Source organism: Lysinibacillus sphaericus (assembly GCF_000600105.1).
Classification (GTDB): Bacteria; Bacillota; Bacilli; order Bacillales_A; family Planococcaceae; genus Lysinibacillus; species Lysinibacillus sphaericus.
Genome location: NZ_CP006837.1, coordinates 3,835,403 through 3,853,307, shown reverse-complemented (window position 1 = coordinate 3,853,307; position 17,905 = coordinate 3,835,403). Strand labels below are relative to the sequence as shown.

Below are 17,905 nucleotides of genomic sequence, written 5' to 3'. Positions count from 1 at the left end.
TCAAGTTTCACGCAGATTTCACAAATGTGAAGTATAGTTAGAGGGCAGAGGTGATGATTTTGAAAAAATGGGCATTCTTCATTTTTTCTTTTATACAAATTATTTGGTTAGCAGGGTGTACAGAGAAATCTTTTGAGCCAATTGAACGTAATCAGCATTTTATAGCGTCTCTCAATATTCAAGAACCATCGCTTGATTTTATTGATGATCAGGGTGGAGTTTTTGCATCTTGGACATTTGACAAAGCGTATACAGGCGCAATACTCCTCGATAAGGACCAAATTTTACTATATGGTCATCAATTAGATGAAATAGATGTTTTTGCACTTTCAACAGGTAAAAAGCTCTATTCAAAAAAAGTAGATATTGGCACGACCAATGTGTATTATGCGCCGAAGTTCAAACAATTTTTTGTTACGAATAGTAAGATGAATACAGTGACAAGCTTTGATGTGGAAGGAAATGAACTTGCTTCACAGCGGCTTGGCAATTATCCGATGTCGATGGCAACGTATAAAGATAAGCTTTATGTGGTGAACTATAAAGACACGAAACTATCAGTGTTATCCATTAAAGATTTAACGATAGAACAACAGTGGCCAATAGAAAAATCGTCACATGGTATTGTCATTATTGAAGAGACAAATGAGTTATGGATTGGTGGACACGGTGAAGGAAGCAAACCGAATAGTTCGGTGAAACGTTATGATCTTACAACAGGTGCTGTTCATGGTGAAATAGAAATGCCTTTAATGCCAGTAGGTTTAACAAAGACGAAAGATAATGTGTTAGTGGTCAGCCATGGTCATAATGAATTATATGTCGTTGATTTTAATGGTACAGTGAAATGGCATAAAGAGGTAGGGGCCAACCCATTTGTTGTAAATCAGTTTAATAATCATATTGTTGTAGCTGGCTATGACGACCACACATTATATTTTATAAAAGACGGTCAGGTACAAAAAACAGTTGATGTTGGTAAAGGTGCATTTCAACTGTTAGTAAGGGAGGAAGAAAAGTGACAACAGTATTAATTGTTGATGATGAGCAAGATATGCGTAATTTAATCGAGATGATGCTCAATAATTCCAAGTTCGAGACCTTTACAGCTGCAAATGGAACGGAGGCGTACGATATTATTGTGCGGGAAAAAATCGACTTAGTTCTATTAGATGTAATGATGCCACATGAAGATGGTTTTACAGTTTGTCAAAGTATTCGTGCGATGTCGAATGTTCCTGTAATTTTTTTAACGGCACGAGATGCGAATGAGGATAAAGTAAAGGGGCTGACACTCGGTGGAGATGATTATATCGTAAAGCCGTTTACAAATGATGAACTGGTGGCACGAATGCATGCTGTATTAAGAAGAAGCGGTTCTAATATAACCGATTTGCAGCAAAAAATTGTTGTCTTTGGGTCCATTAAATTAGATGAGATTTCTCGGAAAGTTTCAGTTGAAGGGAAAGTAATCCCGTTAACTTTAAAGGAATTTGAATTATTACATTTATTTATGAAAAATCCAGGCAATGCCTATTCACGTGAACAATTGTTAGAGCGTATTTGGGATATAGATTATTTAGGGGGAACAAGAACGGTTGATACCCATATAAAAACATTACGCTTGAAGCTTGGAAAGGAAGCGGCAGGGTATATTCAAACCGTTTGGGGAGTCGGCTACCGCTTTGACCCTGGCGAATGAAAAAGATTTCCACACGTATTTGGCTACTAATATTTGCATTTTTGATTATTACAGTTGTTTTTATGTACGTACTGACTGATTTTTTATATGAACAGCTTTATGTGGAAGATACAGAAAGCATGATGATCGAGGTCGGTACAAAGTTACAAACAATGTATACGAGTGGCAAAGTGACAGATGAATTTATTGCTGATATTGAACATTATAATAATTATTCTAATTTAAATATTTTTGCTGTTAGAAATCCACGTGAGCTTAGTGCATGTGTTCCGTTTGATATTGATTATGAAACATTGATAGGTGCAGAAGAACGAGAACAATTGCTAGAAGGTAATTATGTGCAAAAGATTGGCTATGAGCCTCGGTTCGATCGACAACTTATTTCAGTTGTATTGCCTTTAGTAGATCAAAACAGGTTAGAGGGCATTATTTATATTTACTTCCCATTAGCAAAAATCAGTGAGTTAGCAAGTCAAGAAGTCATTTTCTTATTTTTGAGCGCATTTGTCTTTTTGATTGTGATGAGCTTCTTTGTATATAAAGGTATTCAACGTATTATGCGTCCATTAAATAACTTACAAATAGCGGTGGAGCAAATGTCGTATGGTCATTATGAAACACGAGTGCCGGTTAAATCTAGTGATGAAATAGGTAAACTATCCAGCACTTTTAACGGTATGGCGGAGGCTATACAACGTGAAGATGAAGTACAAAAAACATTTTTAGCAACTGTTTCTCATGAATTACGAACACCTATTAGCTATGTAAAAGGGTATAGTGAAGCAATGCAAAATGGTATTATTGCAGAAGAGCAAAAACAAGAGACTATTCAGTTGATCGTGCGAGAAGCAAATCGTATGGAACGTTTAACAAATGAGCTTCTTCAACTTGCTCGGATGGAAAACGAACAGAAGGATATTGCCCTTTATCCGATTCCACTTGCAGAAACATTACGAGAAGTACGAAAAATTTTAATGCATCAAGCTCAAAAAAAGAATATTACGTTGCATCTTAATGTAGATGATGAACTAATTGTCAAAGCGGATGAAGTGAAGCTTAAGCAAATATTTATTAACATTATCGAAAATGCTATTAATTACTCTTATGAACAGTCAAAAGTGGACATTGTGGCAGTTGAAAATAATGGAAATGCACTTATTACGATAAAGGATGATGGCATCGGTATACCGCTGGAAGATTTATCGCATGTGACAGAGCGTTTCTATCGTGTTAATAAAGCGCGTAGTCGTGCAGATGGTGGCAGTGGCTTAGGTCTATCTATAGTGGAACAATTATTAAAGCAGTTACATGGTAAAATTGAAATTGAAAGTGAATTAGATAAAGGTACAAAAGTAAAGATTACGATGCCGTTAATGGAGGAATAGAACATGAAGAAATGGATTTTGACATTGTTAGCTGTACCCGCATTATTAGTTGGGTGTGGGGAAAAGAAAGAACCAGCTACAACTTCCACATTAGAGGAGCCTCAAATGTTGGAAGTAGAAATTTTAACGTCAAAAGAAGTAGCAATAAATGCTCCGATAGAGCTAGCTGCTCACGTTACCCAAGGTAAAGAAAATATTGATGATGCAATCGTAGAATTCGAAGTGTGGGAATCAGGTAAACGCGATGAAGGTCAAATGTTAGAAGGTAAATTAGAGAAAGATGGCGTCTATAAAGCTCAGACAACATTCGATCATGACGGCGTATATTATATGTTTGCTCATACTACAGCTAATGGCATTCATAATATGCCGAAACAGCAAATTACTGCTGGTACACCTGATATGACAAAAGTAATTCAAGAAGATGAAAAAGCCAATATGAGCATGCCAAATCAGGGTACAGATTCATCAGAGGACACAGAGCAACAAGAAAATGAAAAAAATCATCATTAAAAGCTTGCATTATTTTTAAAATAGGAATATTATAATGACCAGATGACCGAAATGGTTTTCTGGTCATTATTTAATTTCAGTGTACAAAAGGTGTACATAACTTAACAGGAAAGGATGTCACAAATGGATCGTAGGCAGGAAATTATTGAAGCAGCTGCAAAATCATTTACGTTGTTTGGCTACAAGGCAACGACGATGGAACAAGTGGCGAAAATTGCGAATGTCGGTAAAGGAACGATTTATACATTCTTTGCAAATAAAGAAATTTTATTTCAAGAGATTGCGATGTCACTTGTACGTGAGATGAAGGCGGAAGCGGATGCAGTGTTGGATGTATCAGCAAGCTTTATGGATAATGCGCATCATGCTTTGATGAAAATGCTACAGTTCCGTGAGAAGCATCTTTTATTTGCGAAGTTAATAGAAGAAGAAAAAGAATTACGTACGCCAGCGGTCAAACAAGTTCTAATTCGCATTGAGTCTGAAATATTATCTTATATGGCAACATTAATTCAACGACGAATTGATAAAGGTGAAATTCGAGATTGTGATGCGGAGTTAGTAAGCTACCTGTTATTAAAAGCGTATTTAGCGTTCGTAGTAGATTGGCATGAGCTACATGGCGACATGATTCCAGAAGAGAAGATACTAAATCTTTTTAAGGAGACAATCTTTCGAGGGCTCGTTCTTTAAGAAAAAATCTACAAATTTTACACATGATGAAGTTTGCGATTTTTTTGCAGTAAAATGACCAAATGACGTTTTCGGTCAATTAGTATAGGAGTGAGAAAAAATATGATTAAAGCTGAATGGCTGAAAATCCTTAAAACAAGAAAAATGCTTGTTTCAATAATCGCTGTTCTATTTATTCCGGTCATGTATGCAGGCATGTTTTTATGGGCGTTTTGGGATCCATATGCAGGCATGTCTAATTTACCGGTAGCGATTGTTAATGATGATAAGGGTGCAGAAATGGATGGAGTGAAGTTAGACTTAGGAGATACCTTAGTCGATAAACTCGTCGATAGTAAGCAATTTGACTTTATAGAAGTGTCAAAAGAAGAAGCGGAAAAAGGATTAAATGGTCGAGACTATTACATGATTTTAGAAATCCCAACAAATTTCTCAGAGCATGCTACAACTTTACTTGATGACAAACCTTCTAAATTAGTCATGAATTATATTCCGAATGAAGGCTTGAACTTCTTAGGAGCACAAATTGGCGAAACAGCAATGGATCGCATTCGTGCGGAAGTAAATACGCAAGTTTCTGCTACATATGCAGAGAAATTATTTGATTCTATTGCTACATTAGGAGATGGCTTTACAGAAGCAGCTGATGGTTCTGTTAAGTTAGACGAAGGCGCTAAAAAAGTAGCAAATGGAGCGAAAGATTTAAAAGGATATTTAGAACAGTTAGCTTCTAGCACAATTGAACTTTCTGATGGTACTGATAAAATTACCAAAGGTGCAGCGCAAGCAGCTAATGGTGCTAACGACTTATCAACTGGTCTTGTGAAATTAGAAAATGGTACAGTGCAGTTACAGCAAGGTGCACAGCAGGCAGCTGCAGGTGCAACAAGTCTTCAACAAGGTCTATCTCAATACACACAAGGTGTAGCGAAAGTAGAAGCAGGCCTTACAACAATAACTGAAAAACAACAGCAAATTATTGCTGGTGCAACATCTGTTGCTGAAAATGCTGGTAAGCTAAACAGTTCAGCAAATCAGTTATCTAATGGTTCTGCACAAGTAGAAGCGGGTATTGCGGCTCTAACAGCACAGTTAAAAAGTACAATTGATGCAATGCCAGCAGAGCAAGCCGCTGCTTTAAAGCAAACGTTAGCTGAGCTACAAGCTGGTAGTACCAATGTGCACAATGGTTTAAATGCATTAGCAGCAGGTACTGAAAAATTACAAGCTGGTGCTAACCAAGTTAGCGGTGGTGCATCACAAATTGCTGCAGGTCAAAAAGATGTTTTAGCTGGTGCAAATGCATTAGCAGCAAAAAGCAATGAACTAGTTCAAGGTGCACAAAGCCTTCAAGCTGGTAACGCCACTCTTGCTAGTAAACTAGGTGAATTACATGCAGGTGTAAACACAGCTGTTGCTGGTTCACAAACATTAGCTTCAGGATTAAATGACTTAGCGAGTGGTACAACAACATTGAATAAAGGTACTTCAACACTTGCTTCAAAATCTGGCGAGTTAGCAGAAGGCTCTGCAACACTTGCTGATGGGTCAACTGAACTTGCCGATGGTACAGCGACACTATCTAGCAAATTAGGTGAAGCTAGTGAAAAAGCAAACGAAGTACATGCAAATAATGACACATATGATATGGTCGGTAGTCCGGTTGAAGTAGAAAAAGAATCAATCAACCATGTTCCAAACTATGGTACAGGTTTCGCACCTTACTTTATTTCACTTGGATTATTTGTTGGAGCACTGCTAATTTCAATCGTATTCCCACTTGTAGAACCTGCAATTCGTCCGAAAAATGGCGCATCATGGTTTACAAGTAAAGTGACAGTCCTTGCATTCGTAGGTTTAGTGCAAACATTATTAACAGTAGCCATTGTAAAATGGGGCTTAGGTCTTGAAGTACAAAATTTAGGTTACTTTGTACTAACGGCGTTACTAACAAGTTATGTGTTCCTAGCTTTAATTCAAATGTTAGTTTCTATTTTCGGTGATCCAGGTCGTTTCATTGCCATTGTTGTACTGATTTTACAACTTACAACAAGCGCGGGTACATTCCCACTTGAACTGATTCCGTCACCATTGCAAGTATTCAATAAATTATTGCCAATGACATATACTGTTCAAGCATTTAAAGCAAGCATCTCAACAGGCGACATGACGTATTTATGGCAAAACTATGGTATGTTATTTGGCTACCTAATTGTGTTCTTAGTCATTACTTTTGGTTATTTCATGTTATTACACACAAAACGTTACTCAAAAGTAGCGGAAGATTAAAAACACTTTGCACCCATCATTTACTTGGTGGGTGTTTTTTTAGTGCCAGTCACTCAAACAATTTAGTACCTAGCATAATATAGGCTCCTAAATCGTAAAAATCCACTTCGCTTTCCGCGGGCACAGTGTAAGCCACAACCCTCGCTGTCGCGCGGTTTGTTGCGTCTTACAACTTGCGCTGTTCCCGCCCTAATGTCATGGCTGGCGCATATGCAAAGTGCCAGTCACTCAAACAATTTCATTTTAAATGTAAAACAGCAGCTGATATGAGCGTATCAGCTGCTGTTTTGTGTAAGTGTAAGAGATTTAATTAATGGTTCATCATAAATGTATGATGAGTGGTGTCATTATTAGTTCGTGTGGGGCACGAAATGACGTTACAGCATAGGCAAATGCTTATAGGCAGTTACATTTTTCACAAGTGTTGCTGTAGCATTCGCTTTGTTCTTCGATCTTTTCACCGCATTCTGTGCATTGTTTTGCAGGTAAGTTCTTGAAAAATTCAACTACGTTTTCTAACATTGTGGACTCCTCCTTTAAGTTCATCTGTACTATTACTGTTTTATTATTTTCTAGTGTATTATAACAGATGCGTTTCGTCAACACAAAATGCCTAATTTACGTTAAAATAAAATATGGATATTTTGTGAAGGAGGAAACGACTATGATTTTCGTTGATAATAAAGGGATTCATGATCCACGCATTAACCTTGCCATTGAGGAGTATTTACTAAAGACAATGGATGTAGAGAAGGAACCGGTGCTGTTATTTTACATAAATCAGCCATCTATTATTATTGGGAAGAACCAAAATACGATTGAAGAGATTAATACAGATTATGTTGAAGATAATGGTATCATTGTTGTGCGCCGCCTTTCTGGTGGAGGTGCGGTGTATCATGACCTTGGAAACTTGAACTTTAGCTTTATTACGAAGGACGATGGCGATAGCTTTATGAATTATAAAAAATTCACACAGCCAGTTGTCGATGCGCTTGCAAAAATGGGCGTAAATGCGGAGTTATCGGGTCGTAATGATATTTTAGCTGAAGGGCGTAAAGTATCTGGTAACGCGCAGTTTTCTACTAAAGGTCGCATGTTTAGTCATGGGACATTACTGTTTGATACAGAAATAGATGCAGTTGTATCTGCATTGAAAGTAAAGAAAGATAAAATTGAATCAAAGGGTATTAAATCCATTCGTTCACGTGTAGCAAATATTTCTGAGTTTTTAAAGGATAAAATGACCGTTGAAGCATTCCGCTTAGAAATTTTAAAATCTATTTTCGGTGGAGAAGAAAACATTCGCTATCATGAGCTTTCAGAAGAAGACTGGGCAAATATTCATCAATTATCTGCTGAACGCTATCAAACTTGGGAATGGAACTACGGGAAATCCCCTCGCTTTAATATTCAAAAAACACATCGTTTCCCTTCAGGCGGGATTGACATTCGCTTAGAAGTGAATCATGGTGTGATTGAAGAAGCACATATATTCGGTGATTTCTTCGGTGTAGGCGATATTGCAGATGTTGAGCAACGCTTAGTTGGTACAAACTATGATCGTGCTGCGATTGCGATGTCATTAGCGGATATCAATATCCCAACATACTTTGGCGGCATTTCTACAGAAGAGTTTTTACAATTAATTTATTAACAGTAGACAAAAAATAGTTGGCGAATGCCTTTTCCTAAAAAAGATATTTTAGCCTAACTTGGCGTATAATGTAAGCGGTTATGCTGTGGAAAAATTAAAGTCTAAACATGATGGAACCGTTGAACTTGAAGTTACCAATATATTCACAATAAATAGGGCACGCGCAATTAGGGCGCGTAGCCTTTTTTTGGTACAATATATGATAGAAAGGAGTGTCATTATGGAGAAGCATCGAATATTTATTGTCGAGGATGATGTGAAAATTGCATCATTGCTTGCAGAAACACTGAGAAAATATCAATACGAAGTGGAAACGATTCAAGAATTTGAACACTTAATAGAAGAATTTACAGCCTTTAATCCACATATGGTATTGCTTGATATAAATTTACCTGCGTATGACGGCTATTATTGGTGTCGTCAGCTACGTCAACATACAACATGTCCTATCATTTTCATTTCAGCGCGCTCTGGCGAAATGGATCAAATTTTTGCGCTTGAAAATGGGGGTGACGATTTTATTACTAAGCCATTTAATTACGAAATCGTTCTCGCTAAAATCCGTAGTCACTTGCGTCGTACATATGGAGAATATGCCGCTAGACAAGAAGAACGGACGATTAAACAAGGACAGCTTGTACTGCATTTAGAGCGTATGGAGCTGCACAAAAATGATTTAGAAATTCCATTACAGAAAAAAGAATGTATTATTTTAGAATTGTTAATGGGCCATGCACCCAAAGTAGTAACACGTGAGCAACTGCTAGAGGAGCTATGGGACGATCAAGCATTTGTCGATGAAAATACGTTAAATGTGAACATGACACGTGTTCGCAAGAAGCTAGCCGATTATCATATTGCCTCAACAATTGAGACGGTTCGTGGAGCAGGCTATCGTTTTATATTAAGTGCGGGTGAGTTGTAATGGGCTGGAAATTATTTTTACGTGATTATGCAACATTTTTTATTTTTCAACTGATTTTAGTCGGTTTTATTATGGTGTTGTACTGGCTTGATGGCTTTCGTAACGTCGATACGGCTATTTATTCTGTAAGTATTAGCTTAGTATTACTATGCTCTTTTTTACTTATTCGTTATTTAATGCGCCAAAGTTATTTGGGTAAAATATTACATCTTCCAAAATCAATGGAAGATGTGTTACAAAAAAATGCCAAGACACCAGAAGCGGTGCAAGTAGAAAAATATATGCATGAACTGTACCGACTGTATCAGCATGAGCTTCATTCCTTGTATGCTAGCCAAAAGCGCCACGATCAATTTATGAATCAATGGGTACATCAAATGAAAACGCCTATTTCTGTCATTGAGATGCTATTGCAGGATGAACGCCCTCTTGATAAAAAGAATGTGCAAGAAGAAATAGATCGTTTACGTAGAGGATTGGATATGGTGCTTGTTAACGCACGTCTAGAGAACTTTGAAGAGGATATGCAAGTCGAACAAATTCCGTTAAAAACAATTGTCACTGCAACTGTTAATGAAAATAAACGTTTATTTATTACGAATCGTGTTTTTCCGGAAATCCATATTGAGGACGACATTATCGTAGCAAGTGATTCAAAGTGGCTTCGATTTATCATCGGGCAATTTGTAACAAATGCAGTGAAATATACATTTGAAGAGAATAAAAAAATCGTAATGTCTGCCATTAAACAAGATGATCATATTCAGTTAGCGATTTGTGATGAAGGAATTGGTATTCCTGCTTCTGACCTTTCACGTGTGACCAAAGCTTTTTTTACGGGTGAAAATGGGCGTAAAACTGGGGAATCCACAGGTATGGGTTTGTATTTAGCAAAGGAAATCTGCGGAAAATTAGGGCATCAATTGGACATTACATCAGAAGTAGGAAAAGGTACGATTGTCACCGTGACATTTACAAATTAGGGGGAGCAGAAATGGGAGAAGTACGGATTGAAGACTGGGTATTAAATATTGAATTAGAAAAAACGAAGGAGTTGTACGCGTCACACACAGAACTTTGTGACTGTTTGTTTTGTGAAAATTTCCGTCAGGCTAGCTTCTTACTGCAAGATGAAGTTGTGCATTTTTGCGATGCACTTGGGCTAAACTTACATAAACCAAGTCTCCTAAATGCTTTTCCAGTTGAAGGCGAGCAAGTGATGTATAGTGGGCACTATTCAGTTTATGGTGAAATAATTGAAGGTGAGTTAGATGCATGGGATGTCGTAGTTGGAGAACATTGCTTTAGTCTAGTGCAAGAAGAAGGAAAGAATGCTTCAGCCGTAAGAGAACCGCACTTTCAAATTGGCTTTGAGGTGGTATTCAATTGGCTTTTACCAAAATCTATGGAATTAATCGAGAAATAAGGTGAACAAAGTATGCCTATTTTAGAAATAAAGGATGTTACGAAAGTATATGAGGGCAAGGTGACGCATCGTGCACTCAATCAATTAAGCTTTGAAGTTGAACAAGGCGAGTTTTTAGCAGTAATGGGTCCATCAGGAAGCGGCAAGACGACATTATTAAATTTGATTTCTACAATTGATGAACCAACGAGTGGGGAAATCATTTTAGATGGCATGAACCCGCATAAGCTAAATGCTACTGAGCTTGCTTATTTTAGAAGAAGACAACTCGGCTTTGTATTTCAGGATTTTAATTTATTGCATATGCTTACGGTTGAAGAAAATATTGTATTGCCGTTAACGCTCGATCAGCAGCCGTTAGAAGTAATGGAGGAGCGTCTTGCAGGTATTGTAGAAAAGCTTGATTTAACGTCCTTTTTGCATAAACGTCCCAATGAAATTTCAGGTGGACAAGCACAGAGAACCGCCATTGGACGGGCGCTGATTCACAATCCGAGCCTTATTTTAGCTGATGAACCAACAGGGAATTTAGATTCGAATTCCTCGCGTGATGTCCTTGAACTATTAACAAAAATTAATAAAGAAAAACAAACGACAATCGTGATGGTGACACATGATCCAATCGCCGCAAGTTATTGTGATCGTGTGCTCTTTATTAAGGATGGGGAATTTTTCAATGAGATTTATCGTGATGATCGACGTCAAATGTTTTTCCAACGAATTTTAAATGTATTGAGCTTACTAGGAGGAGGGCAAGTAGGTGACCTTTCGACAATTCGCTTACCGTAATGTCGTACGGAACAGCCGTATTTACGGTGCCTTTTTTATGGCAAGCTTTTTTTCTGTGGCTGTATTTTTTATCTATTCAATGCTGATGTTTCATCCAGATATTGAACGAGGTATTTTAGGAGAAGTATCGTTAGTCGGCATGATTGGTGCAGAAATCGTACTTGTCCTCTTTACTTTGTTCTTTTTATATTATTCCATGAGTGCCTTTTTAGAGGCGAGATCCCATGAGTTCGCTATATTATTGCATCTTGGGATGGAAAAGCGCCAAATGAACAAACTTGTCTTTTTAGAAACGATGATTATTGGCTCTGGTTCGATTATTGTGGGCATTATTTTTGGCTTCTCATTTTCAAAGTTTTTCTTTATGATTGTTCGAGAAATTTTACATTTAGAGAATTTACCGCTCTATGTATCTTGGCAACCTTTTTTACTTACGATAGGCGTCTTCACAAGTGCTTTTGTGGTTATTTCGTTTATTAGCGTATATTTTACACGTGAGAGAAAATTGCGAGATTTAATCAAAGGGAATGATTATTTAACTAGTGTGGCTAGTTATTCAAAGATTCGCGCAACATATGGTGTTATTTTGATTTTAGCAACGTATGCATTGGCAGTTATTGTTTCCCATACGACGATGATAGGTTTAACTTTATTGATTCCTTTCTCGGCAACATTTGGAACGTATTATTTTTTTAGTGATTCAGTACCGTTCTTTTTAGAAATTGCTCGTGGGAAACGTAAATTTCATTGGCGACGTTATCGCTTATTATCTTTAGCCGAGCAGACACATATTATGATGGATAATGTGAAAATGTTCTTCGTTGTTACAATGGTTTCGACACTGGCGTTTTTATCAGTCGGTGTTTTAGCTACAATGTCTTCTTATACGACGCAATATGACCGATTAAATCCATTAGGGCTTATTTATAAAGGAGATATTAATAATCCGTTTGAGGCTGAGCATATCAATTCTTTGCGTATGCAGTTAGAAGACAAGGGTTTATCCTATCATTTATCCCGTTTTCTTGTTGTCAAGCAAACATCCTCCTTTACACATAATGAGGTGGAAGTATTCCGCGAATCTGATATGAATGTTTTGTTGTCTTCTTTTAACTATCCGTTAATTGATTTGGCGTCTGGTGAAGCAGTGTTTATACCATATTCCGAAGAGTCTTTGAAGAAACTTAAAAATATAGTAGTCCATACAATTTTAGAAGAAAACGAAATTCCAATTACCATTGATAGTGTATATCCTAAAATCGTATTCCCAGGTTCCATTGTTAGTGTAAACTCGATTGTGATCAGTGATGAAGACTTTGGGAAGCTTGTAAAGCCGATTACTAGTAAGAACGCTTTGCAACCCGTCTATCATTTATTTACATTCGATATTCCACAGTGGATGGAGACGAAGGAAATTGGCAAGGACATAGTGGATGATGCCTCAACGGAATATTTTTATAGTATAAAAAAGGGCAAGCATAGCCCATTTTATTTTGAAAATGCAGGATTAAATTATTCTTATATATTAGCTACCTACTCATTATTTACATTAGTTGGTGTTTTAGTGGCCACTGTATTTTTACTAGCTGCTGGTAGTTTTATTTACTTTAAATTGCATACCTCACTTGAACGAGAAAAGCGGAAATTTGATGTGTTAAAACGCATGGGCTTAACAGATATTGAGTTAAAAAAGCTAGTCAACCGTCATTTATTCCCACAATTTTTCTTACCGTGGGGCGTTGCTATGATGCACAGTGGCTTTGCTTTCTTTATGGTACAAGGCATTTTAAAGGACATTGCTAATATTTCAATTGTTAAAGAAGTGTTCTTTGCATTTGGCTTTTTTGTCCTAATACAGGTTATCTATTTTTACTTAATTCGTTGGCGTTACATCTCCCATATCCGTTCTTAAAAATACGTACAAAAGAGAAAAAAGTGAATTTTTTAAAGGTAATATTGACACGAAATAAAAAGTTTCATTGTTTTTTAGATATATTTCTTATATAATATTACTGAATAACGATTCATTTTATACGATAAGGGGATGGTGTAATTGAATTTAGTTTCATGTGTCCGTCAACAAGCAGCAGAGCAGCCGGAAAAAATTGCGTATCATTTTATGGGGAAAGATACTTCATATGGGGAATTTGAGCACACAGTTGGCCGCTTTGCACAGGGGTTACAAGATTTAGGGGTACAAAAAGGGGACCATGTGGCGTTTTTACTCGGCAACACGCCACATTATTTAATCGCTTTATATGCAACGATGCGTCTAGGAGCAACAGCAATTCCTGTGAATCCAATCTATACGCCAGATGAGATATCTTATATTTTACGAAATGGCGATGTTAAGGCGGTTATTGCACTTGATGCATTGCTTCCATTAGTAGAAGTAGGTGTACAGGCATTCCCAGAAGTAGTGACATTTGTCGTTTGTGAAACAACAGCAGATGTAGCTGAAAAAATAGAGGCTTTATCGGAAGAGGCAAAAGCGAAAACACATTTATTTTCGCATATTGTTGCAAGTGCCACTGGATCGTTAGAACCGGTAGACATCGCACAAGATGATACGGCTATTATATTATACACTTCGGGAACAACAGGCAATCCAAAAGGTGCCATGCTGACACACGGAAATGTTTATTCAAATGCACGTGATGTCTCAACGTATTTAGGGTATCGAGCAAATGATCGAATTATTGCAACATTACCAGTTTTCCACGTGTTTGCATTAACAGTCGTAGTCAATGCACCATTGATTAGTGGAGCAACCGTTTTACTTACACCTCGCTTTAGCCCAAGTGAAATTTTCACATTGGCGAGAGAGCAACAGGCAACTGTCTTTGCGGGTGTGCCTACGATGTATAACTTTTTGTATTTATTACCAGAAGGCAAACCGGAAGATTTTTCAACAATTCGTTTAGCCATTTCAGGGGGCGCATCATTACCTGTTGCACTATTACATAATTTCGAGAAGAAATTTAATGTACGTGTATCAGAGGGCTATGGTTTATCAGAAGCTTCACCGGTAACATGTTTCAATCCATTAGACCGTGAGCGAAAAGCTGGCTCTATCGGTACATCGATTAATAACGTTGAAAATAGAGTGGTCGATGTTAATGGTATAGATGTTCCTGTCGGTGAAGTTGGTGAGTTAGTTGTTCGTGGTCCAAATGTCATGAAAGGCTATTATAAAATGCCTGAAGAAACGGCGATGGCCATTCGTGATGGTTGGCTTTACACAGGGGATCTTGCAAAAGTTGATGACGAAGGTTATTTCTATATCGTCGATCGCAAAAAGGATATGATTATTGTTGGCGGTTATAATGTTTATCCGAGAGAAGTAGAGGAAGTTCTATTTGCTCATGATAATATCGTAGAGGCGGCAGTTGTTGGCTACCCAGACCCTAATTTTGGTGAAGCAGTACATGCATATATCGTACTCAAGGAAGTAGCGGCTACGACAACAGATGATATTTTGGCATATTGTGCAAAGCATATGGTGAAATATAAAGTGCCAAAAGTTGTGGAAATATTAGATGAGCTTCCCAAAAATACAACAGGTAAAATTTTGCGTCGTACTTTAAAAGAAAAAGTATAAACGAATTAATAAGTCAGGCCCACCACAAAAAAATTTGTGGTGGGCCTGTTGGTTTTGGAACAGCTGCCTTTTAAATTATCAGAATTGTTTGGGTGTCTGGCACTTACGGTGAAATAAGTTGAGTGCATTGAGCTGGAGTGATAAAATCAGTCATGTGTAATCCTTCTACATACTTTAAAAGGGCTTGTCATATAGTAGGGGAGTAGTAACTTGTATACTTTGTTGTATCGTTTTGGAACCCTTTTGTGCGCAACAACGTCCAAGCTATTAAGAAAAATTAAATTGAAAGAGAGCATACAAAACCAATGATAGGACTCATCCAAGAGTTAATAAGTTTTATAATGCATATTGATGTGCATTTGGAAGAAATCATTCGTGATTTTGGTAATTGGAGTTATCTTATTCTATTTGCCATTGTCTTTGTTGAAACAGGTGTCGTGATTTTCCCATTTTTACCAGGTGACTCATTACTTTTCGCAAGTGGTACATTAACAGCTGCAATGGGCGCCTTTGACTTATGGATACTAATTCCTGTATTTTTGGCAGCAGCAATTTTAGGGGATACAATGAATTACCATATCGGTCATAAAGTTGGGACATCGATTCCTCCGAAAAGTTTTTTAGGTCGGATTGTTAAAAAAGAACGTATGGAAGCAGCGGAGAAATTTTTTAACACGCATGGTGGCAAAACAATTGTAATTGCTCGTTTCATGCCTTTCATTCGTACGTTTATTCCGTTTGTTGCAGGGGCAAGTAAGATGCATTATAGCTACTTTTTACTGTACAACATTGTAGGCGCTGTTTTATGGGTATTCAGCTGTACACTCCTTGGATATTTCTTTGGTAATATTCCAATTATTAAAGATAACTTCTCAGTAGTGCTTATTTTAATCATAGTTATCTCAGTTATACCAGCTGTTATTGGCGCTTTTAAATCTAAATTTGGTGGGAAATAAAAAGATGCCTCAGATAACATTTGCAGGCTGACACTAAAAGAAAATTATGTTAAGCATCATTTACACAGGCTAGCCCTACCACTATTTTTGGTGGTAGGGCTTTTTGCTATTTCCATGGTAGGAGGAAAATCTATGTTAACTTTAAAAAATCTCAACTATAGTGTCCGGCATCAATATGAAATATAAAATCTTAAAAATTTACTATCACAATGCAAAACTGTAGGATGCTATTGTCCAACCTGTTACTTTTGAAAAATCAGTATAACACCCTTTTTAGTAAATGTTGCGCAAGGTAAGCAAGTAAAAAGTAAAAGCAAATTTTTAATATAGATGCATAAAGTAGTAATGCTTTATCTTTTTTAGTCATAAAATGTAAATTATATAGGTAAATGCTAGTTTCTCAATAAGAAAAATTTATTATAGTGTTGAAAAAATAAGCGTAAGGTAATGAAAAGTGCTATAATAATTACTAGAAAATGGTGAATTGGAGGCAACGAAATGGAAGTATTCATCGGAAGACAGCCAATCTTTAATCTTCACGAACAGGTCGTTGCATATGAGTTGTTATATCGAAACAAAAATGTAAATTCATTTCCTGATGTCGATTCAGATGCTGCAACAGTGGATGTGTTAGTGAACTCATTTTTATCAATTGGTATTGAAGAGGTAACGAAAGGTAAGCCTTGTTTTGTTAATTTTACGGAAAACTTGCTTATGAGTTCAATCGATGAATTTTTAGATCCTTCGCAAGTAGTAATCGAGATTTTAGAAGATGTACCACTAACACCAAATCTAGTTAAGCGTGTCATTGAGCTGAAGTCGCATGGGTTTAAAATAGCGTTAGATGATTTTATTTTAAAAGGAAATGTACCTATATATGATACGCTTTTCCCGCATATTGATTTAATTAAAGTGGATTTCTTAATATCTTCTTTAGTTGAAAGAATGGAAATAGAAAATATGGTAAAGGAAAATTTCCCTCATATTAAATTACTTGCGGAAAAAGTGGAAACACAAGAGCAATATAGAGTCGCCAAGCATTCAGGCTATGAGTTTTTTCAAGGTTACTTTTTTGAGCAACCTCAAATCATTAAAGCGATGGATATTCCCGCAAATGCCATCCAATATTTTCATATAATTTCGCTCTTAAAGGAAGAAGAACCGAACGTTCATCTGTTAGCAGAAAATATTGAACGGGACATATCGTTGACGTATAAATTATTACAAATGATTAATAATTCTAGTAAACGTTCAAAATCGAAAATACGCTCCATTAAGCAAGCCATTTTATTACTTGGCTTAGCAAATCTTCGCAAGTGGATTTATTTACTAGCTATGCGTGAATTCGATGGTAGGGCAGATACAGATCTTTTTCAAGAGTTGATGCAAACATCTTTGTTCAGAGCAAAGGTTTGTGAAAAATTAGCCAAACGCAATTATAAGCAAAACTTTTCTGAATACTTTTTAGTTGGGATGTTTTCGTTAATTGATGCGATCTTACAAAGACCGATGAATGTTATTTTGCAACAATTACCTTTTTCAGAGGCGATTACAGAAACAATATTAGGTGGTCAAACAGAGATGACACCTTATCTTGAATTTAGTATTGCGCTTGGAAAATTAGATTGGCAACGATTAGAAGAATTAGCACCACAAATTAATATTGAAATGGCAAGTATTGATCTTTTATATAATGAAGCACTAGAATGGGCAGAAACATCATTATAATTAGGGAAAACGACAGCTTATAGGAGTTGTAGCAAGAGGCGACTCCTAAAAGGTATTCCACACGCAAGAAGAGGTATGTGTCCTTATGGTGCGGAAAGTGCACCTGTAGCGGACATCAATGGCTGAGAAAAAGTGTTAGATTGATTGGGATCAATCTAGCACTTTTTCTCATTTATTCCAACTACTTTCTCTTTATCAAGATGAAGTTCTCAACGTGAAAACTATTTGCTATAATCATGTC

Annotated in this window: 16 protein-coding genes; 15 read left to right on the top strand and 1 reads right to left on the bottom strand. The window is 36.8% G+C overall.

Annotated elements, in window-relative coordinates; genetic code table 11:
• Positions 1-53 precede the first annotated feature (53 nt).
• From T479_RS18635 to T479_RS18610, 6 genes are all read left to right on the top strand, one after another.
• A complete protein-coding gene (locus T479_RS18635; RefSeq protein WP_227665379.1) occupies positions 54-1,022 on the top strand; it encodes a YncE family protein in 969 nt (322 codons plus the stop codon).
• Complete coding sequence (locus T479_RS18630; RefSeq protein WP_024363867.1) at positions 1,019-1,702, top strand: response regulator transcription factor; 684 nt, start codon at positions 1,019-1,021, stop codon at positions 1,700-1,702. Before T479_RS18635 ends, T479_RS18630 begins: the two co-directional genes overlap by 4 nt.
• Entirely contained in the window at positions 1,699-3,087 is a 1,389-nt protein-coding gene (locus T479_RS18625) for a sensor histidine kinase (protein ID WP_024363868.1), read from the top strand. Before T479_RS18630 ends, T479_RS18625 begins: the two co-directional genes overlap by 4 nt.
• Positions 3,088-3,090: 3 nt before the next feature.
• Positions 3,091-3,600: a FixH family protein gene (locus tag T479_RS18620; protein WP_024363869.1), complete on the top strand. Its 510-nt coding sequence runs from the start codon at positions 3,091-3,093 to the stop codon at positions 3,598-3,600.
• Positions 3,601-3,723: 123 nt separating this feature from the next.
• Complete coding sequence (locus tag T479_RS18615) at positions 3,724-4,293, top strand: TetR/AcrR family transcriptional regulator (protein WP_024363870.1); 570 nt, start codon at positions 3,724-3,726, stop codon at positions 4,291-4,293.
• Positions 4,294-4,395: 102 nt separating this feature from the next.
• Entirely contained in the window at positions 4,396-6,582 is a 2,187-nt protein-coding gene (locus T479_RS18610; protein WP_025220502.1) for a YhgE/Pip domain-containing protein, read from the top strand.
• Positions 6,583-6,978: 396 nt separating this feature from the next.
• Here T479_RS18610 and yhfH read toward each other — a convergent pair whose 3' ends face one another.
• A complete protein-coding gene (yhfH, locus tag T479_RS23375; protein ID WP_069514604.1) occupies positions 6,979-7,104 on the bottom strand; it encodes a protein YhfH in 126 nt (41 codons plus the stop codon).
• A gap of 142 nt (positions 7,105-7,246) precedes the next feature.
• Here yhfH and T479_RS18605 point away from each other — a divergent pair, with 142 nt between their 5' ends.
• The 9 genes from T479_RS18605 to T479_RS18565 all read left to right on the top strand — a co-directional run bounded on the left by T479_RS18605 (position 7,247) and on the right by T479_RS18565 (position 17,664).
• A complete protein-coding gene (locus T479_RS18605) occupies positions 7,247-8,239 on the top strand; it encodes a lipoate--protein ligase (protein ID WP_024363872.1) in 993 nt (330 codons plus the stop codon).
• A gap of 220 nt (positions 8,240-8,459) precedes the next feature.
• Complete coding sequence (locus tag T479_RS18600; RefSeq protein WP_024363873.1) at positions 8,460-9,164, top strand: response regulator transcription factor; 705 nt, start codon at positions 8,460-8,462, stop codon at positions 9,162-9,164.
• On the top strand, positions 9,164-10,147 hold the full coding sequence (locus tag T479_RS18595) for a sensor histidine kinase (protein ID WP_024363874.1): 984 nt from the start codon (positions 9,164-9,166) through the stop codon (positions 10,145-10,147). Before T479_RS18600 ends, T479_RS18595 begins: the two co-directional genes overlap by 1 nt.
• Positions 10,148-10,158: 11 nt before the next feature.
• Positions 10,159-10,590, top strand: a complete 432-nt coding sequence (locus tag T479_RS18590) for a hypothetical protein (RefSeq protein WP_025220501.1) — start codon at positions 10,159-10,161, stop codon at positions 10,588-10,590.
• Between the two features lie 12 nt (positions 10,591-10,602).
• Positions 10,603-11,379 carry an ABC transporter ATP-binding protein gene (locus T479_RS18585; RefSeq protein ID WP_025220500.1) on the top strand — a complete coding sequence of 259 codons (777 nt, stop codon included), beginning with the start codon at positions 10,603-10,605 and terminating at the stop codon, positions 11,377-11,379.
• Positions 11,351-13,291, top strand: coding sequence for an FtsX-like permease family protein (locus T479_RS18580; RefSeq protein WP_025220499.1), 1,941 nt, complete (start codon positions 11,351-11,353; stop codon positions 13,289-13,291). The genes T479_RS18585 and T479_RS18580 overlap by 29 nt, the downstream gene beginning before the upstream one ends.
• Positions 13,292-13,432: 141 nt before the next feature.
• The gene (locus T479_RS18575) at positions 13,433-14,980 is read left to right on the top strand and encodes a fatty acid--CoA ligase family protein (protein ID WP_025220498.1); all 1,548 of its coding nucleotides are present in this window, start codon (positions 13,433-13,435) and stop codon (positions 14,978-14,980) included.
• 308 nt (positions 14,981-15,288) lie between these two features.
• On the top strand, positions 15,289-15,936 hold the full coding sequence (locus tag T479_RS18570; RefSeq protein WP_370510660.1) for a VTT domain-containing protein: 648 nt from the start codon (positions 15,289-15,291) through the stop codon (positions 15,934-15,936).
• A gap of 498 nt (positions 15,937-16,434) precedes the next feature.
• The gene (locus T479_RS18565) at positions 16,435-17,664 is read left to right on the top strand and encodes an EAL and HDOD domain-containing protein (protein ID WP_025220497.1); all 1,230 of its coding nucleotides are present in this window, start codon (positions 16,435-16,437) and stop codon (positions 17,662-17,664) included.
• Positions 17,665-17,905 lie beyond the last annotated feature (241 nt).

Bases quoted from the DNA above. Each gene is read 5' to 3' on its own strand.
- T479_RS18635 (WP_227665379.1), top strand. From the start codon at position 54: ATGATTTTGAAAAAATGGGCATTCTTCATTTTTTCTTTTATACAAATT.
- T479_RS18625 (WP_024363868.1), top strand. From the start codon at position 1,699: ATGAAAAAGATTTCCACACGTATTTGGCTACTAATATTTGCATTTTTG.
- T479_RS18620 (WP_024363869.1), top strand. From the start codon at position 3,091: ATGAAGAAATGGATTTTGACATTGTTAGCTGTACCCGCATTATTAGTT.
- T479_RS18615 (WP_024363870.1), top strand. From the start codon at position 3,724: ATGGATCGTAGGCAGGAAATTATTGAAGCAGCTGCAAAATCATTTACG.
- T479_RS18610 (WP_025220502.1), top strand. From the start codon at position 4,396: ATGATTAAAGCTGAATGGCTGAAAATCCTTAAAACAAGAAAAATGCTT.
- yhfH (WP_069514604.1), bottom strand. From the start codon at position 7,104: ATGTTAGAAAACGTAGTTGAATTTTTCAAGAACTTACCTGCAAAACAA.
- T479_RS18605 (WP_024363872.1), top strand. From the start codon at position 7,247: ATGATTTTCGTTGATAATAAAGGGATTCATGATCCACGCATTAACCTT.
- T479_RS18600 (WP_024363873.1), top strand. From the start codon at position 8,460: ATGGAGAAGCATCGAATATTTATTGTCGAGGATGATGTGAAAATTGCA.
- T479_RS18595 (WP_024363874.1), top strand. From the start codon at position 9,164: ATGGGCTGGAAATTATTTTTACGTGATTATGCAACATTTTTTATTTTT.
- T479_RS18590 (WP_025220501.1), top strand. From the start codon at position 10,159: ATGGGAGAAGTACGGATTGAAGACTGGGTATTAAATATTGAATTAGAA.
- T479_RS18585 (WP_025220500.1), top strand. From the start codon at position 10,603: ATGCCTATTTTAGAAATAAAGGATGTTACGAAAGTATATGAGGGCAAG.
- T479_RS18565 (WP_025220497.1), top strand. From the start codon at position 16,435: ATGGAAGTATTCATCGGAAGACAGCCAATCTTTAATCTTCACGAACAG.